Genomic DNA, 18,374 nt, shown 5'->3' on the forward strand with positions numbered 1-18,374 from the left:
TTGCGTGTGTCTGGTTCGACGTGCGAAGGTTCGCTCTGCGTTCTTTGTTTCTCATTCGCACGTTCAACAGGCAAACATAGGTTGCGAAAATTGGGCGTCAAATTTTCTGTCACGTTTTCGTGCAAGTTGAGACAATCGAGCACAACACACGTTTTTCACGGGCCTACGGCGATGTTTCCATAGCCAGGTGTTCTGTGAAAAATCGAAGGCGGCGGGCGGAGGCCCACGGCGTTTCACCGGCACCATGGCCGGCCCCGACCACATACACGTAGTCAAAATCCTTGCCCGCACGAATCAGTCGGCCAACAACCTGAGTTGTCGACGCAGGATCAACATTGCGATCCAGCTCTCCGACAATCAGCATCAGATGCCCCTGCAACTGATCGGCATGCTCCATGTTGGAAGATGCCGCATAGTGTTCGCCGACCGGGTAACCCATCCACTGTTCATTCCACCAGATTTTATCCATCCGGTTGTCATGGCACCCGCAATCCGCCACAGCGACATCGTAGAAATCACCAAACCAAAGCAGTGCCGCCATTGCGTTCTGTCCACCGGCCGAACCGCCATAGATGCCAACACGACTCACATCCATCTCGGGGTATTTTGCAGCGGCCGCGGTCATCCAGGCGATTCTGTCAGGAAACCCTGCATCTTTCAGATTCCGGAAGCACACGTCATGAAAGGCCTTTGAACGCCAGGCCGTCCCCATTCCATCGATCTGAACAACAATGGCACCCTCATCCGCAATCGAATGCTGGTGCCCCCACGAACTGCGAAAAGCCTTCGGAACATGGTGGTCATGAGGTCCTGCGTAGATATTCTCGATGACCGGGTATTGTTTGTTTGCGTCAAAGTTACGGGGCCGATGGATGATTCCCCAAATGTCTGTTTTCCCATCGCGGCCTTTCGCGACGAAACGTTCAGGCAAACCTCCACGAAACGCGATGGTCTCTGATGCGTCCGCCTCCTCAAGCCTGCAAACCAGGGCACCATCAGCGCTACGAAGTTCAGTGACTGGTGGAAGATCAACGCGCGAATATCGATCCAGAAAGAATGTCCGATCCGGTGACCAGTCAATCTGATGCGTACCATCACCGTCTGTCAGCACCGCAAAACCCGATCCATCCAGATTGACGCGACAGAAATGCTCGTGATACGGGTCCTGACCGGGATGCGTGCCAACTGCATAAAACCAGATAACACCGTTCTGCTCATCAATCTTTTCGATTCGGCGAACGTTCCAGTCACCCGTTGTAATTGCGTTTCTCACCGTCCCGGATGCAACATCATACAGATACAGGTGATTCCAGCCCGTCCGCTCACTGGCCCAAATCAGTCGACCATCAGATAACCAGTGCAGTTCAAACTTGCCGCTCGACGAATAGTGAATAAATGTGTCACTATGCTCGTCGACGACCGTTCGAATTCTGCCTGTTGATAATGTCAATTCAAGGACGCGCAGGGTTTGATGTCCGCGTTCGTTGTACAACCAGTAACAATGGTCCGATTCATCAAACCGCAGGAATTGCAGTTGCCACGGATTCGCAAAGAGATCACGTTCGATTTCGATTTCGACAAACTGACCATCGTCATTCCGTCGAAACAATCGAGGCCATGAAACAGGAACTGCGTCACCCGGCTTAAGATAAGGATAAGAACGCAGTTGCGGCTGAAGACCGTCCGCCGGTGAAGATTCGATGTAATGAACGCGGCGTTCCATCACACGCTGTGTCTGCAACGCAATCAGGTAACCGGAATCAGGAGACCACCGAACATCTGCTTCGTGTTCACTCCCATCCTCTCTGTCATAAGCCATGCCAACCAGTCGTTCCCGCGATCGATCGAGCTGGAATGTCATTTCCGACGTGGCATCGGTTGTCAGTGCCTTTTGGTCCGGCGTCCCCTGTTCCTGCCGCTCGCTGGCATTTGAAGCGACGGATTCGATCCAGAGATTGTTATCCCGAACAAATGCCTTCAGACTCTCATCCGGAGACAAAGACCGGCCGACATCTGCCTGCGGTCGTCGCCCCTGACCATTCCGCGGTCCTCGCCGGATAACGCTGCCGGCGGTATCAGCATTGATCACGATTTCCGCAGGAGTATCCGTTGCCTGCAGACAACCAATGGGTTCATTATTCTCAAATGCCAGCAGCCAGCAATGTCCCGAAAAAGTATGCTGCCGCCTGGTTTGACCGGGCTCAATGTTGCCATAGCTTTGGCGTTGCCCGCCGGTATTGATCCACAACAACCGGATGGGGGCATCTGTCGCATTGGTGACAACAATTTCGGTATCGCTCCCGCCGGAACGCGAAGGACGCACTGGCAGAAACAATCGGGCGTCTGATTCTTTCGCGATTCCTGCCTCCTGCTTCAGCTCGCCGGAAACAACATTCAGCCGAAAGGTGCCATCAGGGCCTTTCAACAGCACGGAGTTGTCGTCAGGAAACTCCAGATCCTGCACGGGCAATCGTGATGCAGGGATCTCGCGGGTCAGTAACTTCGACAGTCTCTCTGCAACCTGCTGATGATCGAACGCAGGTAAACGCATACCTGTATTTGCATCGACGAGGATGAATGCGTTCTGATCTGGTCCGGTGGAAACCTGATACCAGAATTTCTGACCATCCGAGAACCAATGTGGCTCAACACGATCTCGGTAGACTCGCGGCGGCTGACCGAAAGCAATCTTCACGGACAGAAAAAAGAGGGCACTGCATGCCAGAAATCGCAGGCTGACCGGCAAACGGTGCGGAGATCTGTTGCTGATGTGAATGACGCTGTACATTATTGTTTCCATATTCAAAACCGATCGCCCCATCCACTTTGACTCATCGGTCCTGCAAAGCTGGTGGCTGTTCTCGATGCGACAGGAAAACTACATTGGAGCACTCCGCCCCACAAGGACTACAAAGCCAAAGCTCGCCAACATGCGAAGAACAGCCTCCAAACGAGAACACGCGACTGATGCACACGGCACTCATCAGGTCAACAGATTACAGACCGCCATTCGAACATTATTGACGCTGTTGACGCTCGCAGGATCAAAAGACGCAGTGGTTGCTCAGCCACCCGCGCCAGCGACGAATGAGACGTCCGTCAATTTTCGTGAACAAGTGCTGCCAATTCTTGCGACGAACTGCTTTGCCTGCCACGGTGCTGATGAAGAGGCGCGGCAGGCAGACCTGCGACTCGACCTTCCTGCAGACGCAAACGCATCTCCGGACTCCTCCGCATCCCGAGCCATTGTTGCTCATCAGCCGGACCGGAGTGAATTGATGATCCGCATTCTCTCGGAAGATGCCGAATTGAAAATGCCCCCTCCCGACTCCGGCCACTCGCTGCAGCCGGCGGAAATACAGTTGCTGAAACAATGGATCGAACAGGGTGCCGCCTACGAGACGCACTGGGCATTCGTCCGCCCTGCTCTTCCCAGTGTCCCGAGTGTCAAACGAAGTGAATGGTGTCGGAATCCAATTGACAACTTTGTTGCCGCAAAGCTCGAAGAGCTGACTCTGGCCCCCGCCGCGCATGCAGATCCTTATGCGCTAATCCGCCGAGTCTATCTGGACCTGACAGGGCTGCCTCCCACACCAGAGGCTGCGGACAAATTCGCAGCTGATCCCTCACAGGACGCATTCGCGGCTGTCGTCGATCAGTTGCTCGCCTCACCACAATTTGGCGAACACTGGGCGAGGATGTGGCTGGATCTCGCTCGCTACGCCGACACTAAAGGCTACGAGAAAGATCAGCCCAGAACGATCTGGCGATATCGAGACTGGGTGATCGAAGCGTTTAACAAGGACATGCCCTTTGATCAGTTCACCCGAGAACAACTTGCTGGTGATCTGTTACCTGAGGCAACGACCAGTCAGATGCTGGCAACAGCATTTCACAGAAATACGATGACGAATGACGAAGGCGGAACCGACAACGAAGAGTTTCGAATTGCTGCTGTTAAAGATCGCGTTGATACCACAGTTCAGGTATGGATGGGTCTGACCATGGGTTGTGCGAAATGCCATTCGCATAAATACGATCCCATCACTCAGCGCGAGTACTACCAGTTCATGGCCTACTTCAATCAGACTGAGGATGAGGATCGACCCGACGACTCACCAAAGCTGCCCACCCCAACACCGCAGCAACAACAACAGCTCGACAGTATCCAAAAGCAAATCGCTGACACGCAATCACAACTGGATCAGCTGACAGCATCGCTGCCTGAGCAGAAAGTCAACTGGGAAAGGACTCTTGCGGGACAAACCACGTGGAAGATCGTGACTCCTGAAACAGCAGAAGCATCCCATGGCTCGACACTGACAATCCAGGACGATGGCAGTGTGCTCGCCAGCGGAGCACTTCCGGGAACCGATGTTTATCAAATCACTCTGACCGAAAACGGACCCATCACGGCCTTGCGACTGGAAGCCCTGACACACAAGTCACTGCCTCGCAAGGGACCGGGCAGAACCAGGGGAGATCCAAACTTTGTTCTCAGCGAACTCACTGTTGAACGAATCGACGCAGAGGGTCAGGCCCTGCAAACCATCCCGCTCAGCAATGCCAAAGCGGACTTCTCACAAACCAACTGGGACGTCACAAAGGCGATTGATGGCGATTCAGCAACGGGATGGGCAATCTCACCGCAACAGGGCCAGCCGCACGTCGCCATTTTTGAATTCAGTTCGCCTCTGTCGATCCCGCAAGGACAATCACTGCGAATTCGGCTTTCGCAGCAATACCCGGCCAATAGTCTGCTGCTGGGCTGTGTTCGATTCTCAGTTACGTCTGAACCATTCGAAAGCCTGACACCGTCCTTTCCGCTTCTGGCTGAGATCGCTGGAATTCCCGACTCACTTCGCACCGATGAACAACGTCAGCAGTTGACCGAAGCCTTCCAGAAACAGAATGACCAGACAGCACCACTCGCGAAGCAACGCGATGCCCTGAAGGCTCAGGTAGACAGCATTCACCAGCAAATTCCATTGACGCCTGTCATGCGAGACAGAAACCCGGAACGCCAACGGAAAAATGTGATCCATGTTCGCGGCAATTTCCTGCAACCTGGCGATGAAGTACAGGCGGCCTTGCCACAGGCGTTTGGAGAAGCACCAGACGCAGGAAACCGACTTGCCGTGGCCAACTGGATTCTGTCACCATCCAATCCACTCACCTCTCGCGTGCTGGCAAATCGACTCTGGGCTCGTTTGTTCGGACGCGGCATCGTTGAAACCGAAGAAGACTTCGGGATTCAGGGGACCGTTCCGACCCATCCGGAACTTCTGGACTGGCTGGCCATTCAAATCCAGGAGACTCACCAGTGGTCCATTAAAAGGATGCTGCGCACCATGGTTCTGTCTTCAACTTACCAGCAAAGCAGCCATATTTCACCGGCGTCCCGGCAACGAGATCCCGATAACAGATGGCTAAGCCGAAGTCCGCGTTTCCGCTTGTCAGCAGAAGTCGTGAGAGATCAGTCATTATTCGTATCCGGATTACTTACGAATAAGATCGGTGGCCCGTCAGTCATGCCACCGCAGCCGGAAGGCATCTGGAGAGCGACGTACAGTTCAATGAAATGGGAATCTGCTGAAAACGAAGATCGTTATCGGCGAGGCCTTTACACGTTTCTTCGCCGGACCAGCCCCTACCCTTCCATGATCACCTTCGACGCTGGCAGCGGCGAAGTTTGTCAGCTGAGACGCATCCGAACGAACACACCTCTTCAGGCACTGGTCACACTGAACGACCCGGTGTTTGTCGAAGCCGCCGGAGCTCTCGCACGCACAGCAATTGATCAGGGGGAAGGAACAAGCATCGATCACGACCTGAAGGCAACAAGCGACGTCATTCGAAAGATGTTCCGAAGGGCACTTGTGCGAAAAGCAAACCCGCAGGAACTCAATCGCCTTCTTTCGCTGTTCGAAGAAGCCCGTCGCTCCTTTTCATCCGGGGAATCTTGTGGAATTCCTGCAATCCGCACGCTTGAAACCACAGGAAAACAATCAGGCCAATATCAATGCGGCGGCCTTCACTGTAGTCGCCAGCGTCATTCTGAATCTGGACGAAATGCTGATGAAACCATAACCCATCAGGCCGGGAATCGACACCAAGTGATGAGCTGACGACGACTATCTGAAGATCGTCAGTTTCTACCTCGCCGTTTATCAATCGGACCGAGTGACAGAACCTATCGAGCGGGACTCTATTCGCCCGGTCCTTGCAACTCACACGGCAGCTTGTCGCTCCTGGAATGCTCCCGACGACCAACCGGATTTCCGAGTTCCTGCGTCAGGATGACGCACGTCCTGTTCGCAAAACCTGTACATGAGATCTGGCGATCTGATCCAGCAGGGTAAGGCGAAGAAAGTCCATTGCGGGCAACACGAACAGAGATCGTCGGCCTGTGATGCGGGAGGCGGTCAATGCGTTTTCGCCAGAGAAGTCTCGACTAGACGACCGCTGTTTGCCAGCATTGCTTCAGTCGCCCATATGGCGGGTGTACTATTACCCCCGAAACAAGATTCCCGGAAAAACAAGGGTGACCCTGGTCATGATCTGAGTAACCTCAGTGCTATTGTGCGGAAACTATGAGTGCATCGAAATCTCTGATCCGCCAATGGCGACTGCTGAAATTACTAGCTGACGCCCACACCGGATACACCGTCAAAGAATTAAGTGCCGAGATGGAAGTCTCTCTGGAGACAATCCGCCGTGATATTTCTGACCTGACTACCGGCGGCTTCCGCGTTTGTGAAAGCGTGGGTTTCCGAGGTGTCAAACGATGGCGAGTTGAAGGTTTTCGTGAAGCGTTCGGTTTTACAATCACCGACTTGCTGTCGATCTACATGGGGCGCCAATTCCTGGAGCCTTTGGCCGGCACACCATTCTGGGATGGTCAACACAAGGTCTTCAGCAAGATCCGGGGAGCTCTGGGCGAGCAGGCCCTGCGTTACCTGCAAAAACTGGCAGCGTCGCTGCACACAACAGCGGTGGGTTCCAGCGACTACAGCAAACGATGGAAGATGATCGACCAGTTGATTATCGCTGTCGAAGACCGACTTGTGTCACTGATTGTCTATCAGTCAGACCAGGCCACGGAACCTGTTGAACAGGAAGTTTATCCTCAGGGCTTTGTGTTTCATCGCGGCAGTCTGTACCTGATTGCATGGTCCAGTCGCCGATCAGAAATCCGCACCTACAAAATGGACCGCATCGATGATGTGCATTCCACCAACCTGAAAGCCAGCATCCCCAGAAATTCAATCTGGCCGACTGGCTGGAACACAGCTTCGAGTCTTCCAAAGCGGCAGCGGCCAGCTGCAAACCATACGCATCCATTTTGCTCGCGATGTCGCCCGCTACGTCAAAGAATCCCGCTGGCACAAAAGCCAGAAACTGAGCCAACAAAAGGACGGCAGCCTGATCGCCGAATTCCGTCTGACCGACACCCAGGAGATTAAGCGCTGGATCATGAGCTTCGGCCCCAATGCCACGGTGCTGGAACCCAGGGCACTGGTGGAAGAGATCTCGATGGATCTTGACCGATGCGGCTCACTCTATGTCCAGGAAAGAATCCGGTCAATGACTGAAAACCGGAATTGCGGTGTGGCCAAGCTGGGATTGGGGGACTTATCCGGAAGAATCACATCCAGTGGCTTGTCACCTGCTGGATGTGGGAAACGCATGCCTCGCCCTTTGGAATAAGTCCATGGGAGACGAACTGCGGGCACGGTGGGCACGATGCCTCTCGTTGGATGAACAAACGGCGGGACGATGGATTGCATTTTGGGCGGCGACGCATGACATCGGTAAAATTTCGCCGGGATTTCAGTTCAAGTCACCGTCGGCAAAACAACAGTTGAAGGCGTTGGGCTTCGCGATCAGCTCCTCACCGGTCTTGCCCCACGCCAGACTGTCGGCAGTTTATCTCCAGGACGAATTGAGTGATCCCCGGAACGGCGCATGGCCAGCCGTTTCAAAAAAGATGGCTGCATGTGTGGCTGCGGTTGTCGGCGGACACCACGGTGTCATCCCCGGGGCAGGTGAACTGCGAAATTGCCGCAACTCGCTGGGCCAGGGGGCATGGGTTGAAGCTCGCTCACGAGTCATGACATTGATCGCAGACGAGTTTTCGGTAGCGGGTTCGGTCCCTCCTTGCGAACTCATTCCAGAAGCCGGAGGATTCTGGCTGTTTCTTGCCGGGCTGATTTCCGTAGCCGACTGGGTGGGATCGAACGCGAAATTCTTCCAGGCGAACGGTCGATGGGCCGGTGCGGACGTTGATTGGGACGAATACCGGCAACTATCGCAGCAACGCGCCGACGATGCTGTGCGTCAGCTCGGCTTTGGAAGGTGGTCACCACGAAAAACGGGGCCCTTGTCCTTCACTGATGTTCATCCCGAAATTCAGTCGCCCCGGCCGCTACAGAAATGTTGTGTTGAGATCGTGAGCCACACGACGAAACCGCAGCTTGTTCTGATCGAAGCTCCGATGGGAGAAGGCAAGACAGAAGCTGCGGTCTATCTTGCAGACCATTCCAGTCACGTACTTGGTGGCCGCGGATTGTATATTGCCCTGCCGACTCAGGCGACGTCCAATCAGATGTTTAGCAGAATCGAAAAGTGGTTACGGCAGCGATATCAGTTCGAAGATGAAACCCAACGAATTAATCTGCAATTGCTGCACGGCAGGACCGGTTTCTCTGAAGCCTTCTCTGAACTGCTTAAGATCGCGGAAATTGACACTACGGAAACACGCCTCCATCACGCAATATGGTGACGGAATGAAGCCACCTTCGGCCAACGTGTTGGCCGAATCATGGTTTGCAGAAAATCGCAAACAGCAACTTCTGGCACCGTTTGGTGGTGGTACGATCGATCAGCTGTTAATGGCGGTACTGCAGACCAAACACCATTTCGTGAGGTTGTTGGGCTGTGCGGCAAAACTGTAATTCTGGACGAAGTGCATGCCTACGACGCCTATGACGACTCTGATGGAGCGATTGCTGGAATGGCTGGCAAGTCTCGGCTGTCCTGTGGTGCTGCTTAGCGCAACGCTGCCATCTGAGCGACGGAAGAAGCTGATCGGAGCCTACACCGAATTTGTGAAGTGACACTGCCAACGGACACCTATCCACGAATCACAGTTGCGAAATATGGTGAAGACCAGCTCGCCTCACACGCCGTAGAAACAGACCCAGCCAGACATCTGACTGTCAGAATCGCGTGGCTTAATGAAACGGAATTGGTGACTCAACTGCAGGACGTTCTGAATGATGGAGGATGCGTTGGCATTGTCTGCAATACGGTTCAGCGTGCTCAGAATATGTTTCGTACGCTGGCAGATGCTTTCAGAATGATGGCGTCGAGGTTAACCTTTTCCATGCACGCTTCCCTGTCGCAGATCGCATGCGAATCGAGGGACAAGTGTTGGAATCACTGGGGCGTCCAATCGACAATCCCAAGCGGCCTCCACGCATGATTCTTGTCGCGACTCAGGTTATTGAGCAGAGTCTCGACCTCGATTTTGACCTGCTGATTTCTGAAGTCGCTCCGATTGACCTGATTCTGCAGAGAGCGGGAAGACTCCATCGACATCCAGGGCGACCGCGGCGTATCGCCTCGTCACTCCACAACTGTGGCTGGTGAAACCAGTATTGGATGAGGTCGGTATCCCCGACCAGGCGTTTCAGTCGGGTTTACTGAACAGGGGAAATACCGCCCCGGAATCTACGATCGGCATATTCTGCTGCGAACATGGCTGACGTTGGTTGGCGAACTCAGCAGTGATCAAACAATTCATCTGCCCAACAACCTTGAGCGACTTGTCGAGAACGTTTACTCCCCACCGACGTTCGCAACCTTTTTCCCGCTGATTGGCGTTCGAATGGAACGAACGTGGGAGGGTCTGCAGCAGGGAATTCAAAACAGCGAGTCAAAAAGGCCACCGATGTGCGAGTGCCCGCACCAGGAGCCGATGATCTGCTGACGGGCTCACGCCCGCAACTTAATGAAGACGATCCCGCAGTGCATCGAAACCTGCAGGCAGTCACTCGTGAAGGCGACCCGTCGATGACGCTTGTTCTGCTCTACAAGGAAAGATGGGCTGCTGTCTCTTGATGCAGAAGGAACGGAGCTCGTGGTGCTGAAGTCCGCTCCGTCGACACAGACAGTCCGCAAGTTGCTCGAACGATCGTTGTCCATTTCCAACCGATTTTGGGTCAATCACTTTACAGCCCAGGACGTGCCTGTTGGTTGGCGAAAATCAGGGGCTCTCTGCTACGCCCGAGCTGTCTCACTTAACGCTTCCGGCCGGTACAGTGCTGGTACGCATCACCTCAGATTTGATCCGGAACTCGGACTCGTTTTCGAGCGGGAGGAATCATGAATCACTTTGGATTCGGTCAAGCAAAGCTTCTGTGTTGCGGCTCAGGTGAACAATCGCGTAGACGACCACTTCCGATCGCACGATTTCAAACACAATCACATATGGAAATCGCTTCAGACGACACCGTCGAATGGGGCGATCGACAGTCAAGGCTTCGAGTATCGGAAAGCTTGCTGCGTCGACTTCAATCGCCGTCATTGCGGCTTCATACTGATCCAGAAACTGGTTGCCGAGTCCGGACTGCTGTTCTTCATACCAGAGAGCCGCAGCAGTCAATTCCTGTTCAGCAACTGACCAGATGCGAACGTTCACGTGGCCTTCCCGGCCAGGCGTTCCCGCACTCGGCCCAGCGAAGTTCTCCAGTCCTCACACTCCATTTCGCCCCGATGCAGGGCATCGGACCGTGCGGCAATCTCGTCAAGCCACGATTGCGAAATCGGTTCGCTGGATTCATCTGGTTCAAGGCTGTCAATCAGGTCTCGAATCAGCGCAGCTCGATCCTGTACGGGCAGCAGCAAAACCTGTTGCCGCAACTGTTCCAATGTCATCGTCGTGCCCCTCGTCTGAATAAACACATATTGATCCCGGCTCCGCCGATCTTTCAATGTCACCATACCACGCTTCAACACCCCCACAAAGTGGGGATTAAACAATCGGTGCATCCACCATGTTAACGCAGAGCCGGTTCACCCCCATTGATATGGGGAAGCATGCAATTAAATTGTGCCGACCAGAAACGGAAAATCTCCAGAAACTCTGAAGATTGCAAGTCATTACAGAACCGTATGTTATGGCAGGCGATCCAATATAAAAAGGCTCTACGTTCCCATGAACCGAGGATTATCTCGGATTACCTGGTACATTATCAGCGACAACCTTTCAGATCGGAGGCAAATCAATGGCAGCAGACCCACTTTTTGAATCCATTTCTTCTCTCTTGCAGCGGCCAAAACACAGGCGGAGGCTCCAGAGTTTCGGCATCGAACGGGGCGATGCGATCCATGAGTTGTGGATCAGACTGGCCCCGTACACTCAAGACCATTCAATTCAAAATTACGATGCATATGTAGGTTGGTACGGCCCACGAATGCTCAATCGGCTAATTGATCGTGCTGCACGTGACCGGAGAAATCGAGACTCAAGGGAGATCGCATGATGACCATTGTTCGTGAATCACAATCAACTGGCAAGTGTCGGATAGACGCCGTTTCACCACCTGAGCTATTCGATTCGGCTGACAACCGGGAAGTTTTTGCTGAAATTTCGGCGTTGCCAGCACGACTGCGGACTTCGTTACTCGCTGCCGTGGTCGGCAAGAAAACTGGGACACCGCAGTACCCGTCCGTTTCTCAACTGTCGCTGCAGACGGGACGTCCGTCCGCAGCAATCTTGAATGACGCTAAAGCGGCTCTCGCATTACTGCGGTCCCGCTGCGGAGTCGATATGTGCGATTCTGTAGGGGGGTAGAGGCCGTGGATAAACAGACCTTCAATCTGATTGAAAAACCGTTCATTCCCTGTGTTATTGCCAATGGCGAGCGTGTGGAATTCGGCCTGCTGGAGACGCTGGCGCGTGCCCACGAGATTCGGGAACTGCGTGATGAATCGCCGCTGGTCACGATCGCTCTGCATCGGTTGTTACTGGCGATCCTGCATCGAAATTTTGGCCCGGACAGCTATGACTCATGGAAAACCCTTTGGGACGCGGGAAAGTTCGACACCCGCAAACTGTCCGATTATTTCGAGGCGTGGTACACGCGGTTTGATTTGTTTGATGACCAGCATCCGTTCTATCAGGATGCATCACTTCAGGCAGACAAAGTGGACGCTGCTGCTCGACTGGTTCGTCATGTTGCTCAAACATTTACAGATTCGCTGTTCAATCACACGATCCAGAATAGCTTTCCACTGCTCAGCTTCGCAGAAGTCGCACGGCATCTGATCGTGGAGCAATCGTTAGCGATGAGCGGGGGAGCAGGCTATGTGTCCTCTCATCAGTCCTATTCAATGTTGTTTCTCGCGACGGGAAACTCGCTGTTTGAAACTTTGATGCTGAATCTCGTCTGGTACGACCCCACGCATCCGATTCCCAGCCGCAAAGATTTGCCGACCTGGGAGCAGGACTCAGTCGCCACGAACAATCGAGCGCCTCGCGGATATCTGGAGTCACTGACGTGGCAGCCTCGACGGATCCGGCTCATCCCTGAAGAAAACGGTGTTCGCGAAATTGTCTATATCAAGGGGCCACGCTGCGAACATGTGGCCCTTCGGCCTGACCCGATGCTCGCTTATCGGGCCAGCAAGCAGTCCGGTGTTTACCCGTATTCATTTTCTCCGGAACGAGCGTTGTGGCGGGATTCTTCCGCATTGTTTCTCGCCACAACGACCGACAGTTCGCCCGAGTTTTTTCGGCCAGACATCCTGACGCACCTGATGAATCTGTCCATGCCTGGCCGGGAGTATCTGGACTCCAACCGCGAACTGGATCTCAAGGCGTTCGGCATCCTCGGTAAGAACGCGGCCATTGAATTCTGGCGGGCCGAATCTTTACCGCTTCCCCTCGCATTCCTGAGCAGTAGCGAACTGGTCGGCCATCTGCAGAATGCACTGAGCTATGCTGAAGCAGCCGGGCGGTTCTTGTTTGGATGCAGTAAGTCGTTTGCGACGCAATTGTTGGCTCCGGATGGACGCAAGCCGGATGCAACACGAGTCACAACCATTGCCAGATCTCTTGCCCCGGATCGACCCTATTGGTCGCGTCTGGAATTGCCGTTTCGGGAGCTACTTCATGAGCTGGCAGACCAGCCGGATGATCGCGAATTACTGGTGGCCAAATGGGGCTGGCAGACCGTCCGCATGATGGCGATTCAGGCGTTTGAGGAGACCACACAACAACTGGACCACTCGGCGCGCACGTTGCGTGCCGCCACTGTCGCAATGGCGCAATTGCGAGGACAACTTCACAAACAATTTTCAAACCTCAAGGAGTTCATTGATGACAACGAAAAACTTCACATCACCACAGCAGTGGCAGACTGATTTTGCCGCCGCACTTTCGAACCTGGAGGAGAAGAAAAATCGTGGCATACTTGCTCAACTTCGCCGTGGACAGGGAAAGGGCTTTGGCGAAGAACCACGCCGTGATGCCTGGGTTCTGACCCAACTGCGACGTCAGGGCCGAGCCAACTTCACTGATGAATGGGAGGTCAATCGGTGCTGTCTGATTGCGTCGTTGTTTGCCGAACATTCCGCCGACACAGGTTCCGGCAGCATCGGTGCGGCGTTTCGGAGGATGGCCAGCCTTCCTGGCGGCAGCGAAGAAGCCGTCGAGCGTCGGTTCTACGCCCTGCTGGATAGCGATGAGGAAGACCTGCCGAAACGATTGCGATATGCCATCGCACTTCTCAAATCGAAAGGTGTTCCCCTTGACTGGGCTCAACTGTTGGCGGATGTCACCAACTGGAATCGTCCATCACGATCCGTGCAAAAAAGATGGTCGATGGATTTCTGGGGTGCAGTTCGTCAGCAGGCAGGGGACTCCGACGCCAGCGAATCCATGACGCCCAGCATCTCAAAGTCAGAAGAGACCTGATCCGGCAACACAGGCGTCAGAGCTAAGCAATGTCCTTTGTGAACCATTTTGTTTAATTCCAACTTCATTTCATCGAAAGTCCCATGGTTATGAATCTTGAACTGCATCTCCTTCAGAATTTTGCTCCATCGTGTCTGAACCGCGACGACACCAACGCGCCGAAGGACTGTCGTTTCGGCGGGTATCGGCGGGCTCGAATCAGCAGCCAATGTATTAAACGATCGATCCGCGGTGCCTTCGGGGAATCCACATTGCTTTCTGCGGAAGATCGGGCCGTCCGATCAAATCGCCTTGTTGGCGAGATCGCGACTCAGCTCGCAGATCTTTCTGCTGATCCGGATCAGGTCCGTAAAATCATCGAACTCGCACTGTCGTCTCAGAAGCTGACCGTCGACGAAAACGGACTCACGCAGTATCTCCTGTTCGTTGGTCGCCGCGAAGTGAGTTCGCTGGCGCGTGTTATTCGTGAACACTGGAAGACACTGTCTGACATGGTCCCCAGTGAATCGAGCGAAGAGGGGGAAGACAGCGCGACGCCTAATAAGTCCGCTCGGAAAGCCAAGGCCGACAAGAAGGCGGCCATCCCTCCCGATGTTACCAAGGCGGTCGCAGCCGTGCTGGACGGCGGGAAGGCGGCAGATCTGGCTTTGTTTGGCCGTATGCTGGCCGACCTGCCGGATAAGAATGTGGATGCGGCCAGCCAGGTGGCTCATGCAATCTCCACCAACAAAGTCGATATGGAGATGGACTACTTCACGGCGGTAGACGATCTGAAAACTCGCGAAGATGACGCCGGAGCCGGGATGCTGGGCGTGGTCGAATACAACTCGTCCTGCTTTTATCGATACGCCAACATCTGCATTCCTCAGTTGGTGAAGAATCTGCAGGGTGACCATGAGCTTGCCAAACGGACGGTCGAAGCCTTCGTGCGAGCCTCTGTCTCCGCGATTCCCAGCGGTAAGCAGAATACTTTCGCTGCACACAATCCGCCGTCATTTGTCTTTGCCGTCGTGCGAAAATCGGGCCTGTGGTCGCTGAGTAATGCTTTTGAACGCCCTGTGCGTCCCAATGGCGAACTGAGCCTGGTGCAGCGGTCCATCACGGAGCTTGATGGCTACTGGGGAAAGTTGATCGCTGGATATGGCAAAGATCAGATTATGGCAGGAGCTTTGTTCTCGCTCGCCGATGTCGATCTCTCCAGCACCAAGCAATACAAGAAAGATTCGCTGCAAGCCGTCATCGACAGCGCCTTGAAATCTCTGGACTTCAGTGACAATGGAAAGGAATCAGCATGACCGTCCTGCTTATGCGGCTTTCCGGTCCAATGCAGAGCTGGGGGACACAAAGCCGCTTCACCACTCGCGACACCGGACTCGAACCTTCCAAGAGCGGCGTTATTGGTTTGCTGTGCGCATCGCTGGGCTTTCCGCGTACAGAGACAGAACTGGATGTCTCCGGGCTCACGATTCGTCTCAGTGATCTGGCCAAACTTCGGATGGGCGTGCGAGTCGATCGTGAAGGAACACTGGCTCGTGACTTTCATACGGCAGGCGGCGGACACTGAACGGCCGACATGATGGGCCCCGCTATGGAGTCGTGAAAGCCAGCGGGAAAGCCGGTGATACGGTCATCTCGACTCGCGTACCTGGCCGATGCGGAATTCCTTGTTGCATTGGCCGGTGATCCAGCGTTGCTGCTGCTACTACAGCACTCGTTGCAAAGTCCTGTTTGGCCACAGTTTCTGGGCCGAAAATCTTTTGTGCCTGGCAAACCTGTCTGGCTGCCTGACGGACTGCATTCCGACGCTGACAATGTCGAGAGCGTCCTGCGGGCGGAACCCTGGCAACGTCCCGAACGACACTGGGAACCAACCAAACGGCTGCGTCTTGTTTTAGAAACTGACGCCCCCTTCGCAGGTGAAGCTCGTCAGGATGTTCCATTGTCGTTTGATATTCAGGATCGACGATTTGCCGTCCGCCATGTTCGCACGGACTGGATCGAGAATCCCTCAACGCTGCCTGAGCAACCTTCTGATTCGGTCAGCGATTTGGCTCATCAATCCAATCTACAGGAGAACTCCTGATGTTTCTTTCGCAATTGTCGCTCAACACGCGAAGCGGCGATGTTCATCGTGACTTAGCGTCTCCCTACGAAATGCACCGAACCCTGATGGCAGCATTTCCGGACAAGTCGGCTGGTGGAGCGGGAAGGGTGCTTTATCGCATCGACATTGCCCCGGATGAAGACCGACCTCCTGTCGTGCTTGTGCAGTCGGAATTTGCGCCCAACTGGGATTGTCTGCAGGAACGACAATATGCCAGCGTTACCGGTCCCGAAGCGATCACGTACACGGCGACAAAGGTGGAAGCGACAGGTTCTGACGCCGTTGTAGTTGCAAGGGAAGACCGCTACCGCTTCAGGCTCGTTGCCAATCCGACCGTAAAACGAAAAGTGGATGGTAAGAAAAACGGTCGGCGAGACGCATGTGGAACTGAGGAACAGCAACTTGCGTGGCTCATTCGCAAAGGCGAAGTGGGTGGATTCCGCCTGGACATGTTCGAAACCAATGACGGTCGCGAAGTGCCAAACGTAACCGTCGTACCCTTGGGCAAAATCTCTTCATTCCGGAAAAAAGACCACCGAACCCTCAGTCATCAGGGCGTCCGCTTTGACGGCGTCCTGTTGGTGACCGACGCAAATCTGTTCCTGAAATCTCTGACATCCGGCATTGGCAGTGCCAAGGCGTTTGGGTTTGGGTTGTTGAGCGTCGCGCGGGTTTGACGGTTTGAAGCTGCCGCTGAGTCTGCAGCGTCTGCCGGCCGGAACAGCCTTCTTGATTGGTCCGCGAGAAGCTCTGGGGGTTCCACTGTCTTCGTTGTGTGCGCACGGAAACGTGCGACCCACGGGAGCGAAGCACGCGCTGTCAAGTGCTGTGCGGGCGGCGGCGTTCTGCGGGTTGCGGTGTCATCCGTCCGGCCGTCTGCTGCGGGCCGTTGATTGATCGTCCATTCTCATCATCACGCAGGAGGCGACTTTCGGGCACATTTTTCCCCACAGGAACGCCATCATGGACAGTCTCATGCAGCTCACTCGGTTTGATGATCGGTTGAGCTATCTGTACCTGGAAAAAGGTCATATCGAACAGGACGCGAAGTCGGTGGCCTATGTCACCGAAAAGAAACGCGTGCCCATTCCGGCGGCGGACCTGGCGTTGCTGATGCTGGGGCCGGGAACCACCATTACTCACATGGCGGTCTGCAATTTGGCGGATTGCAATTGCACCGTGGTTTGGGTGGGCGAAGAAGGTGTGCGGTTTTACTGTCATGGTCGAGGTGGAACACATTTCTCCAGCAATCTGGTGCGGCAGGCGGCTCTGGCATCCAATCTGCGAACTCGGCGAGCTGTCGTGGTTCGCATGTATGAAAAGCGGTTTGGCGAGTCGGTTGAGAACGGGCTGCATATTCAGGCAATCCGCGGCAAGGAGGGTTTTCGAGTTCGCAATGCCTACCAGAAATATGCTCAGCAATTTGGCGTTAACTGGCAGGGACGCAACTACGACGCTCAGAACTGGAATCGTGGTGATCCGCTGAATCGCGCGTTATCCGCGGCCAGTGCCTGTCTGAACGGGATCGTCCACGCTGGCATTGTGAGTGCGGGGTACTCGGCAGCAATTGGGTTTGTCCACACGGGCAAGATGTTGTCCTTCGTGTATGACATTGCCGATCTTTACAAGGTGGACCTGATCGTGCCTCTGGTGTTCGAAACGGTGGCGGCCAGTGATCAGAACGTCGAAAGTCGTGTGCGACAGGCATGTCGGGACATGTTTCGCAGGACGCGGTTTCTGGAGCGAGTTTTGCCGGACATTCGGGAGGTGCTTGATGGTCGTGATGATTCTGGAACGGGTTCCGATCAGCCTGCGGGGGGATCTGAGTCGCTGGATGATCGAACCGAAGGCCGGGATATTCCTTGGCAGCATGACCGCGAGGATTCGTGATGAGCTATGGACAAAAGCGATCAAGGGCCGCAAGGCGGGTGCCTGTTTTCAGGCGTGGAGATATCCATGTGAGCAGGGGTTTCAATTTCGAACGTTCGGCGATACATCACGAGAACTTATCGACTTTGAGGGCCTATATCTTGTGGGCATCCCTCGGGAGTAAACAAGATCCTGGAGCTGTCCCCACAACTGTGGGGGTGAACCGTACTCGCACGCACCTGGGATCCGGCCAGACGTCGCTGTCCCCACAACTGTGGGGGTGAACCGCGATTAGCCTGGTCAGGCAGGATCGGCTGAATCGCTGTCCCCACAACTGTGGGGGTGAACCGTCGCTGCTGCCTGGCGTTTTGGACCTTTAGGTGCTGTCCCCACAACTGTGGGGGTGAACCGGCACGG

At 54.5% G+C, this 18,374-nt stretch carries 15 protein-coding genes and 1 pseudogene; 13 read left to right on the forward strand and 3 right to left on the reverse strand.

The window, feature by feature from the left end:
• Window positions 1-163: 163 nt before the first annotated feature.
• The gene (locus tag R3C20_24520) at window positions 164-2,788 is read right to left on the reverse strand and encodes a prolyl oligopeptidase family serine peptidase (GenBank protein ID MEZ6043675.1); all 2,625 of its coding nucleotides are present in this window, start codon (window positions 2,786-2,788) and stop codon (window positions 164-166) included.
• Here R3C20_24520 and R3C20_24525 point away from each other — a divergent pair.
• From R3C20_24525 to R3C20_24555, 7 genes are all read left to right on the forward strand, one after another.
• Window positions 2,775-6,128: a PSD1 and planctomycete cytochrome C domain-containing protein gene (locus R3C20_24525; protein MEZ6043676.1), complete on the forward strand. Its 3,354-nt coding sequence runs from the start codon at window positions 2,775-2,777 to the stop codon at window positions 6,126-6,128. The genes R3C20_24520 and R3C20_24525 overlap by 14 nt on opposite strands.
• 465 nt (window positions 6,129-6,593) lie before the next feature.
• The gene (locus R3C20_24530) at window positions 6,594-7,466 is read left to right on the forward strand and encodes a WYL domain-containing protein (GenBank protein ID MEZ6043677.1); all 873 of its coding nucleotides are present in this window, start codon (window positions 6,594-6,596) and stop codon (window positions 7,464-7,466) included.
• Between the two features lie 191 nt (window positions 7,467-7,657).
• Window positions 7,658-8,785, forward strand: coding sequence for a CRISPR-associated endonuclease Cas3'' (locus tag R3C20_24535; GenBank protein MEZ6043678.1), 1,128 nt, complete (start codon window positions 7,658-7,660; stop codon window positions 8,783-8,785).
• A gap of 4 nt (window positions 8,786-8,789) precedes the next feature.
• Window positions 8,790-8,957 carry a hypothetical protein gene (locus tag R3C20_24540; GenBank protein ID MEZ6043679.1) on the forward strand — a complete coding sequence of 56 codons (168 nt, stop codon included), beginning with the start codon at window positions 8,790-8,792 and terminating at the stop codon, window positions 8,955-8,957.
• Window positions 8,958-8,972: 15 nt separating this feature from the next.
• Window positions 8,973-9,119: a hypothetical protein gene (locus R3C20_24545; protein ID MEZ6043680.1), complete on the forward strand. Its 147-nt coding sequence runs from the start codon at window positions 8,973-8,975 to the stop codon at window positions 9,117-9,119.
• 313 nt (window positions 9,120-9,432) lie between these two features.
• Window positions 9,433-9,654 (forward strand): hypothetical protein, encoded by a 222-nt coding sequence (locus tag R3C20_24550; GenBank protein ID MEZ6043681.1) that lies wholly within the window; start codon window positions 9,433-9,435, stop codon window positions 9,652-9,654.
• Between the two features lie 249 nt (window positions 9,655-9,903).
• Window positions 9,904-10,125, forward strand: a complete 222-nt coding sequence (locus tag R3C20_24555) for a hypothetical protein (protein MEZ6043682.1) — start codon at window positions 9,904-9,906, stop codon at window positions 10,123-10,125.
• Window positions 10,126-10,387: 262 nt separating this feature from the next.
• On the opposite strand, the gene R3C20_24560 is transcribed toward R3C20_24555, so the two are convergent.
• The gene (locus R3C20_24560; GenBank protein MEZ6043683.1) at window positions 10,388-10,705 is read right to left on the reverse strand and encodes a type II toxin-antitoxin system RelE/ParE family toxin; all 318 of its coding nucleotides are present in this window, start codon (window positions 10,703-10,705) and stop codon (window positions 10,388-10,390) included.
• Window positions 10,702-10,941 (reverse strand): addiction module protein, encoded by a 240-nt coding sequence (locus R3C20_24565; GenBank protein MEZ6043684.1) that lies wholly within the window; start codon window positions 10,939-10,941, stop codon window positions 10,702-10,704. The genes R3C20_24560 and R3C20_24565 overlap by 4 nt, the downstream gene beginning before the upstream one ends.
• Before the next feature lie 924 nt (window positions 10,942-11,865).
• Between R3C20_24565 and casA the strand changes: the two genes are divergently transcribed.
• The 6 genes and pseudogenes from casA to cas1e all read left to right on the forward strand — a co-directional run bounded on the left by casA (window position 11,866) and on the right by cas1e (window position 17,978).
• Window positions 11,866-13,431 carry a type I-E CRISPR-associated protein Cse1/CasA gene (gene casA, locus R3C20_24570; GenBank protein MEZ6043685.1) on the forward strand — a complete coding sequence of 522 codons (1,566 nt, stop codon included), beginning with the start codon at window positions 11,866-11,868 and terminating at the stop codon, window positions 13,429-13,431.
• The gene (gene casB / locus R3C20_24575; GenBank protein ID MEZ6043686.1) at window positions 13,388-13,984 is read left to right on the forward strand and encodes a type I-E CRISPR-associated protein Cse2/CasB; all 597 of its coding nucleotides are present in this window, start codon (window positions 13,388-13,390) and stop codon (window positions 13,982-13,984) included. Before casA ends, casB begins: the two co-directional genes overlap by 44 nt.
• A gap of 89 nt (window positions 13,985-14,073) precedes the next feature.
• A complete protein-coding gene (gene cas7e, locus R3C20_24580) occupies window positions 14,074-15,279 on the forward strand; it encodes a type I-E CRISPR-associated protein Cas7/Cse4/CasC (GenBank protein ID MEZ6043687.1) in 1,206 nt (401 codons plus the stop codon).
• Window positions 15,280-15,290: 11 nt separating this feature from the next.
• Window positions 15,291-16,067, forward strand: a pseudogene (gene cas5e / locus R3C20_24585) (type I-E CRISPR-associated protein Cas5/CasD).
• Window positions 16,067-16,765, forward strand: coding sequence for a type I-E CRISPR-associated protein Cas6/Cse3/CasE (gene cas6e, locus R3C20_24590; protein MEZ6043688.1), 699 nt, complete (start codon window positions 16,067-16,069; stop codon window positions 16,763-16,765). Before cas5e ends, cas6e begins: the two are co-directional and overlap by 1 nt.
• Window positions 16,766-17,051: 286 nt before the next feature.
• Entirely contained in the window at window positions 17,052-17,978 is a 927-nt protein-coding gene (cas1e, locus tag R3C20_24595; protein ID MEZ6043689.1) for a type I-E CRISPR-associated endonuclease Cas1e, read from the forward strand.
• Window positions 17,979-18,374 lie beyond the last annotated feature (396 nt).

This window comes from Planctomycetaceae bacterium (genome assembly GCA_041398825.1).
Taxonomy (GTDB): Bacteria; Planctomycetota; Planctomycetia; order Planctomycetales; family Planctomycetaceae; genus F1-80-MAGs062.

What these genes read in the sequence shown, in the direction of transcription:
- R3C20_24525 (MEZ6043676.1), top strand. Translation starts at nt 2,775, where the DNA reads ATGACGCTGTACATTATTGTTTCCATATTCAAAACCGATCGCCCCATC.
- R3C20_24520 (MEZ6043675.1), bottom strand. Translation starts at nt 2,788, where the DNA reads ATGTACAGCGTCATTCACATCAGCAACAGATCTCCGCACCGTTTGCCG.
- R3C20_24530 (MEZ6043677.1), top strand. Translation starts at nt 6,594, where the DNA reads ATGAGTGCATCGAAATCTCTGATCCGCCAATGGCGACTGCTGAAATTA.
- R3C20_24540 (MEZ6043679.1), top strand. Translation starts at nt 8,790, where the DNA reads ATGAAGCCACCTTCGGCCAACGTGTTGGCCGAATCATGGTTTGCAGAA.
- R3C20_24545 (MEZ6043680.1), top strand. Translation starts at nt 8,973, where the DNA reads ATGCCTACGACGCCTATGACGACTCTGATGGAGCGATTGCTGGAATGG.
- R3C20_24565 (MEZ6043684.1), bottom strand. Translation starts at nt 10,941, where the DNA reads ATGACATTGGAACAGTTGCGGCAACAGGTTTTGCTGCTGCCCGTACAG.
- casB (MEZ6043686.1), top strand. Translation starts at nt 13,388, where the DNA reads ATGACAACGAAAAACTTCACATCACCACAGCAGTGGCAGACTGATTTT.
- cas7e (MEZ6043687.1), top strand. Translation starts at nt 14,074, where the DNA reads ATGAATCTTGAACTGCATCTCCTTCAGAATTTTGCTCCATCGTGTCTG.
- cas6e (MEZ6043688.1), top strand. Translation starts at nt 16,067, where the DNA reads ATGTTTCTTTCGCAATTGTCGCTCAACACGCGAAGCGGCGATGTTCAT.
- cas1e (MEZ6043689.1), top strand. Translation starts at nt 17,052, where the DNA reads ATGGACAGTCTCATGCAGCTCACTCGGTTTGATGATCGGTTGAGCTAT.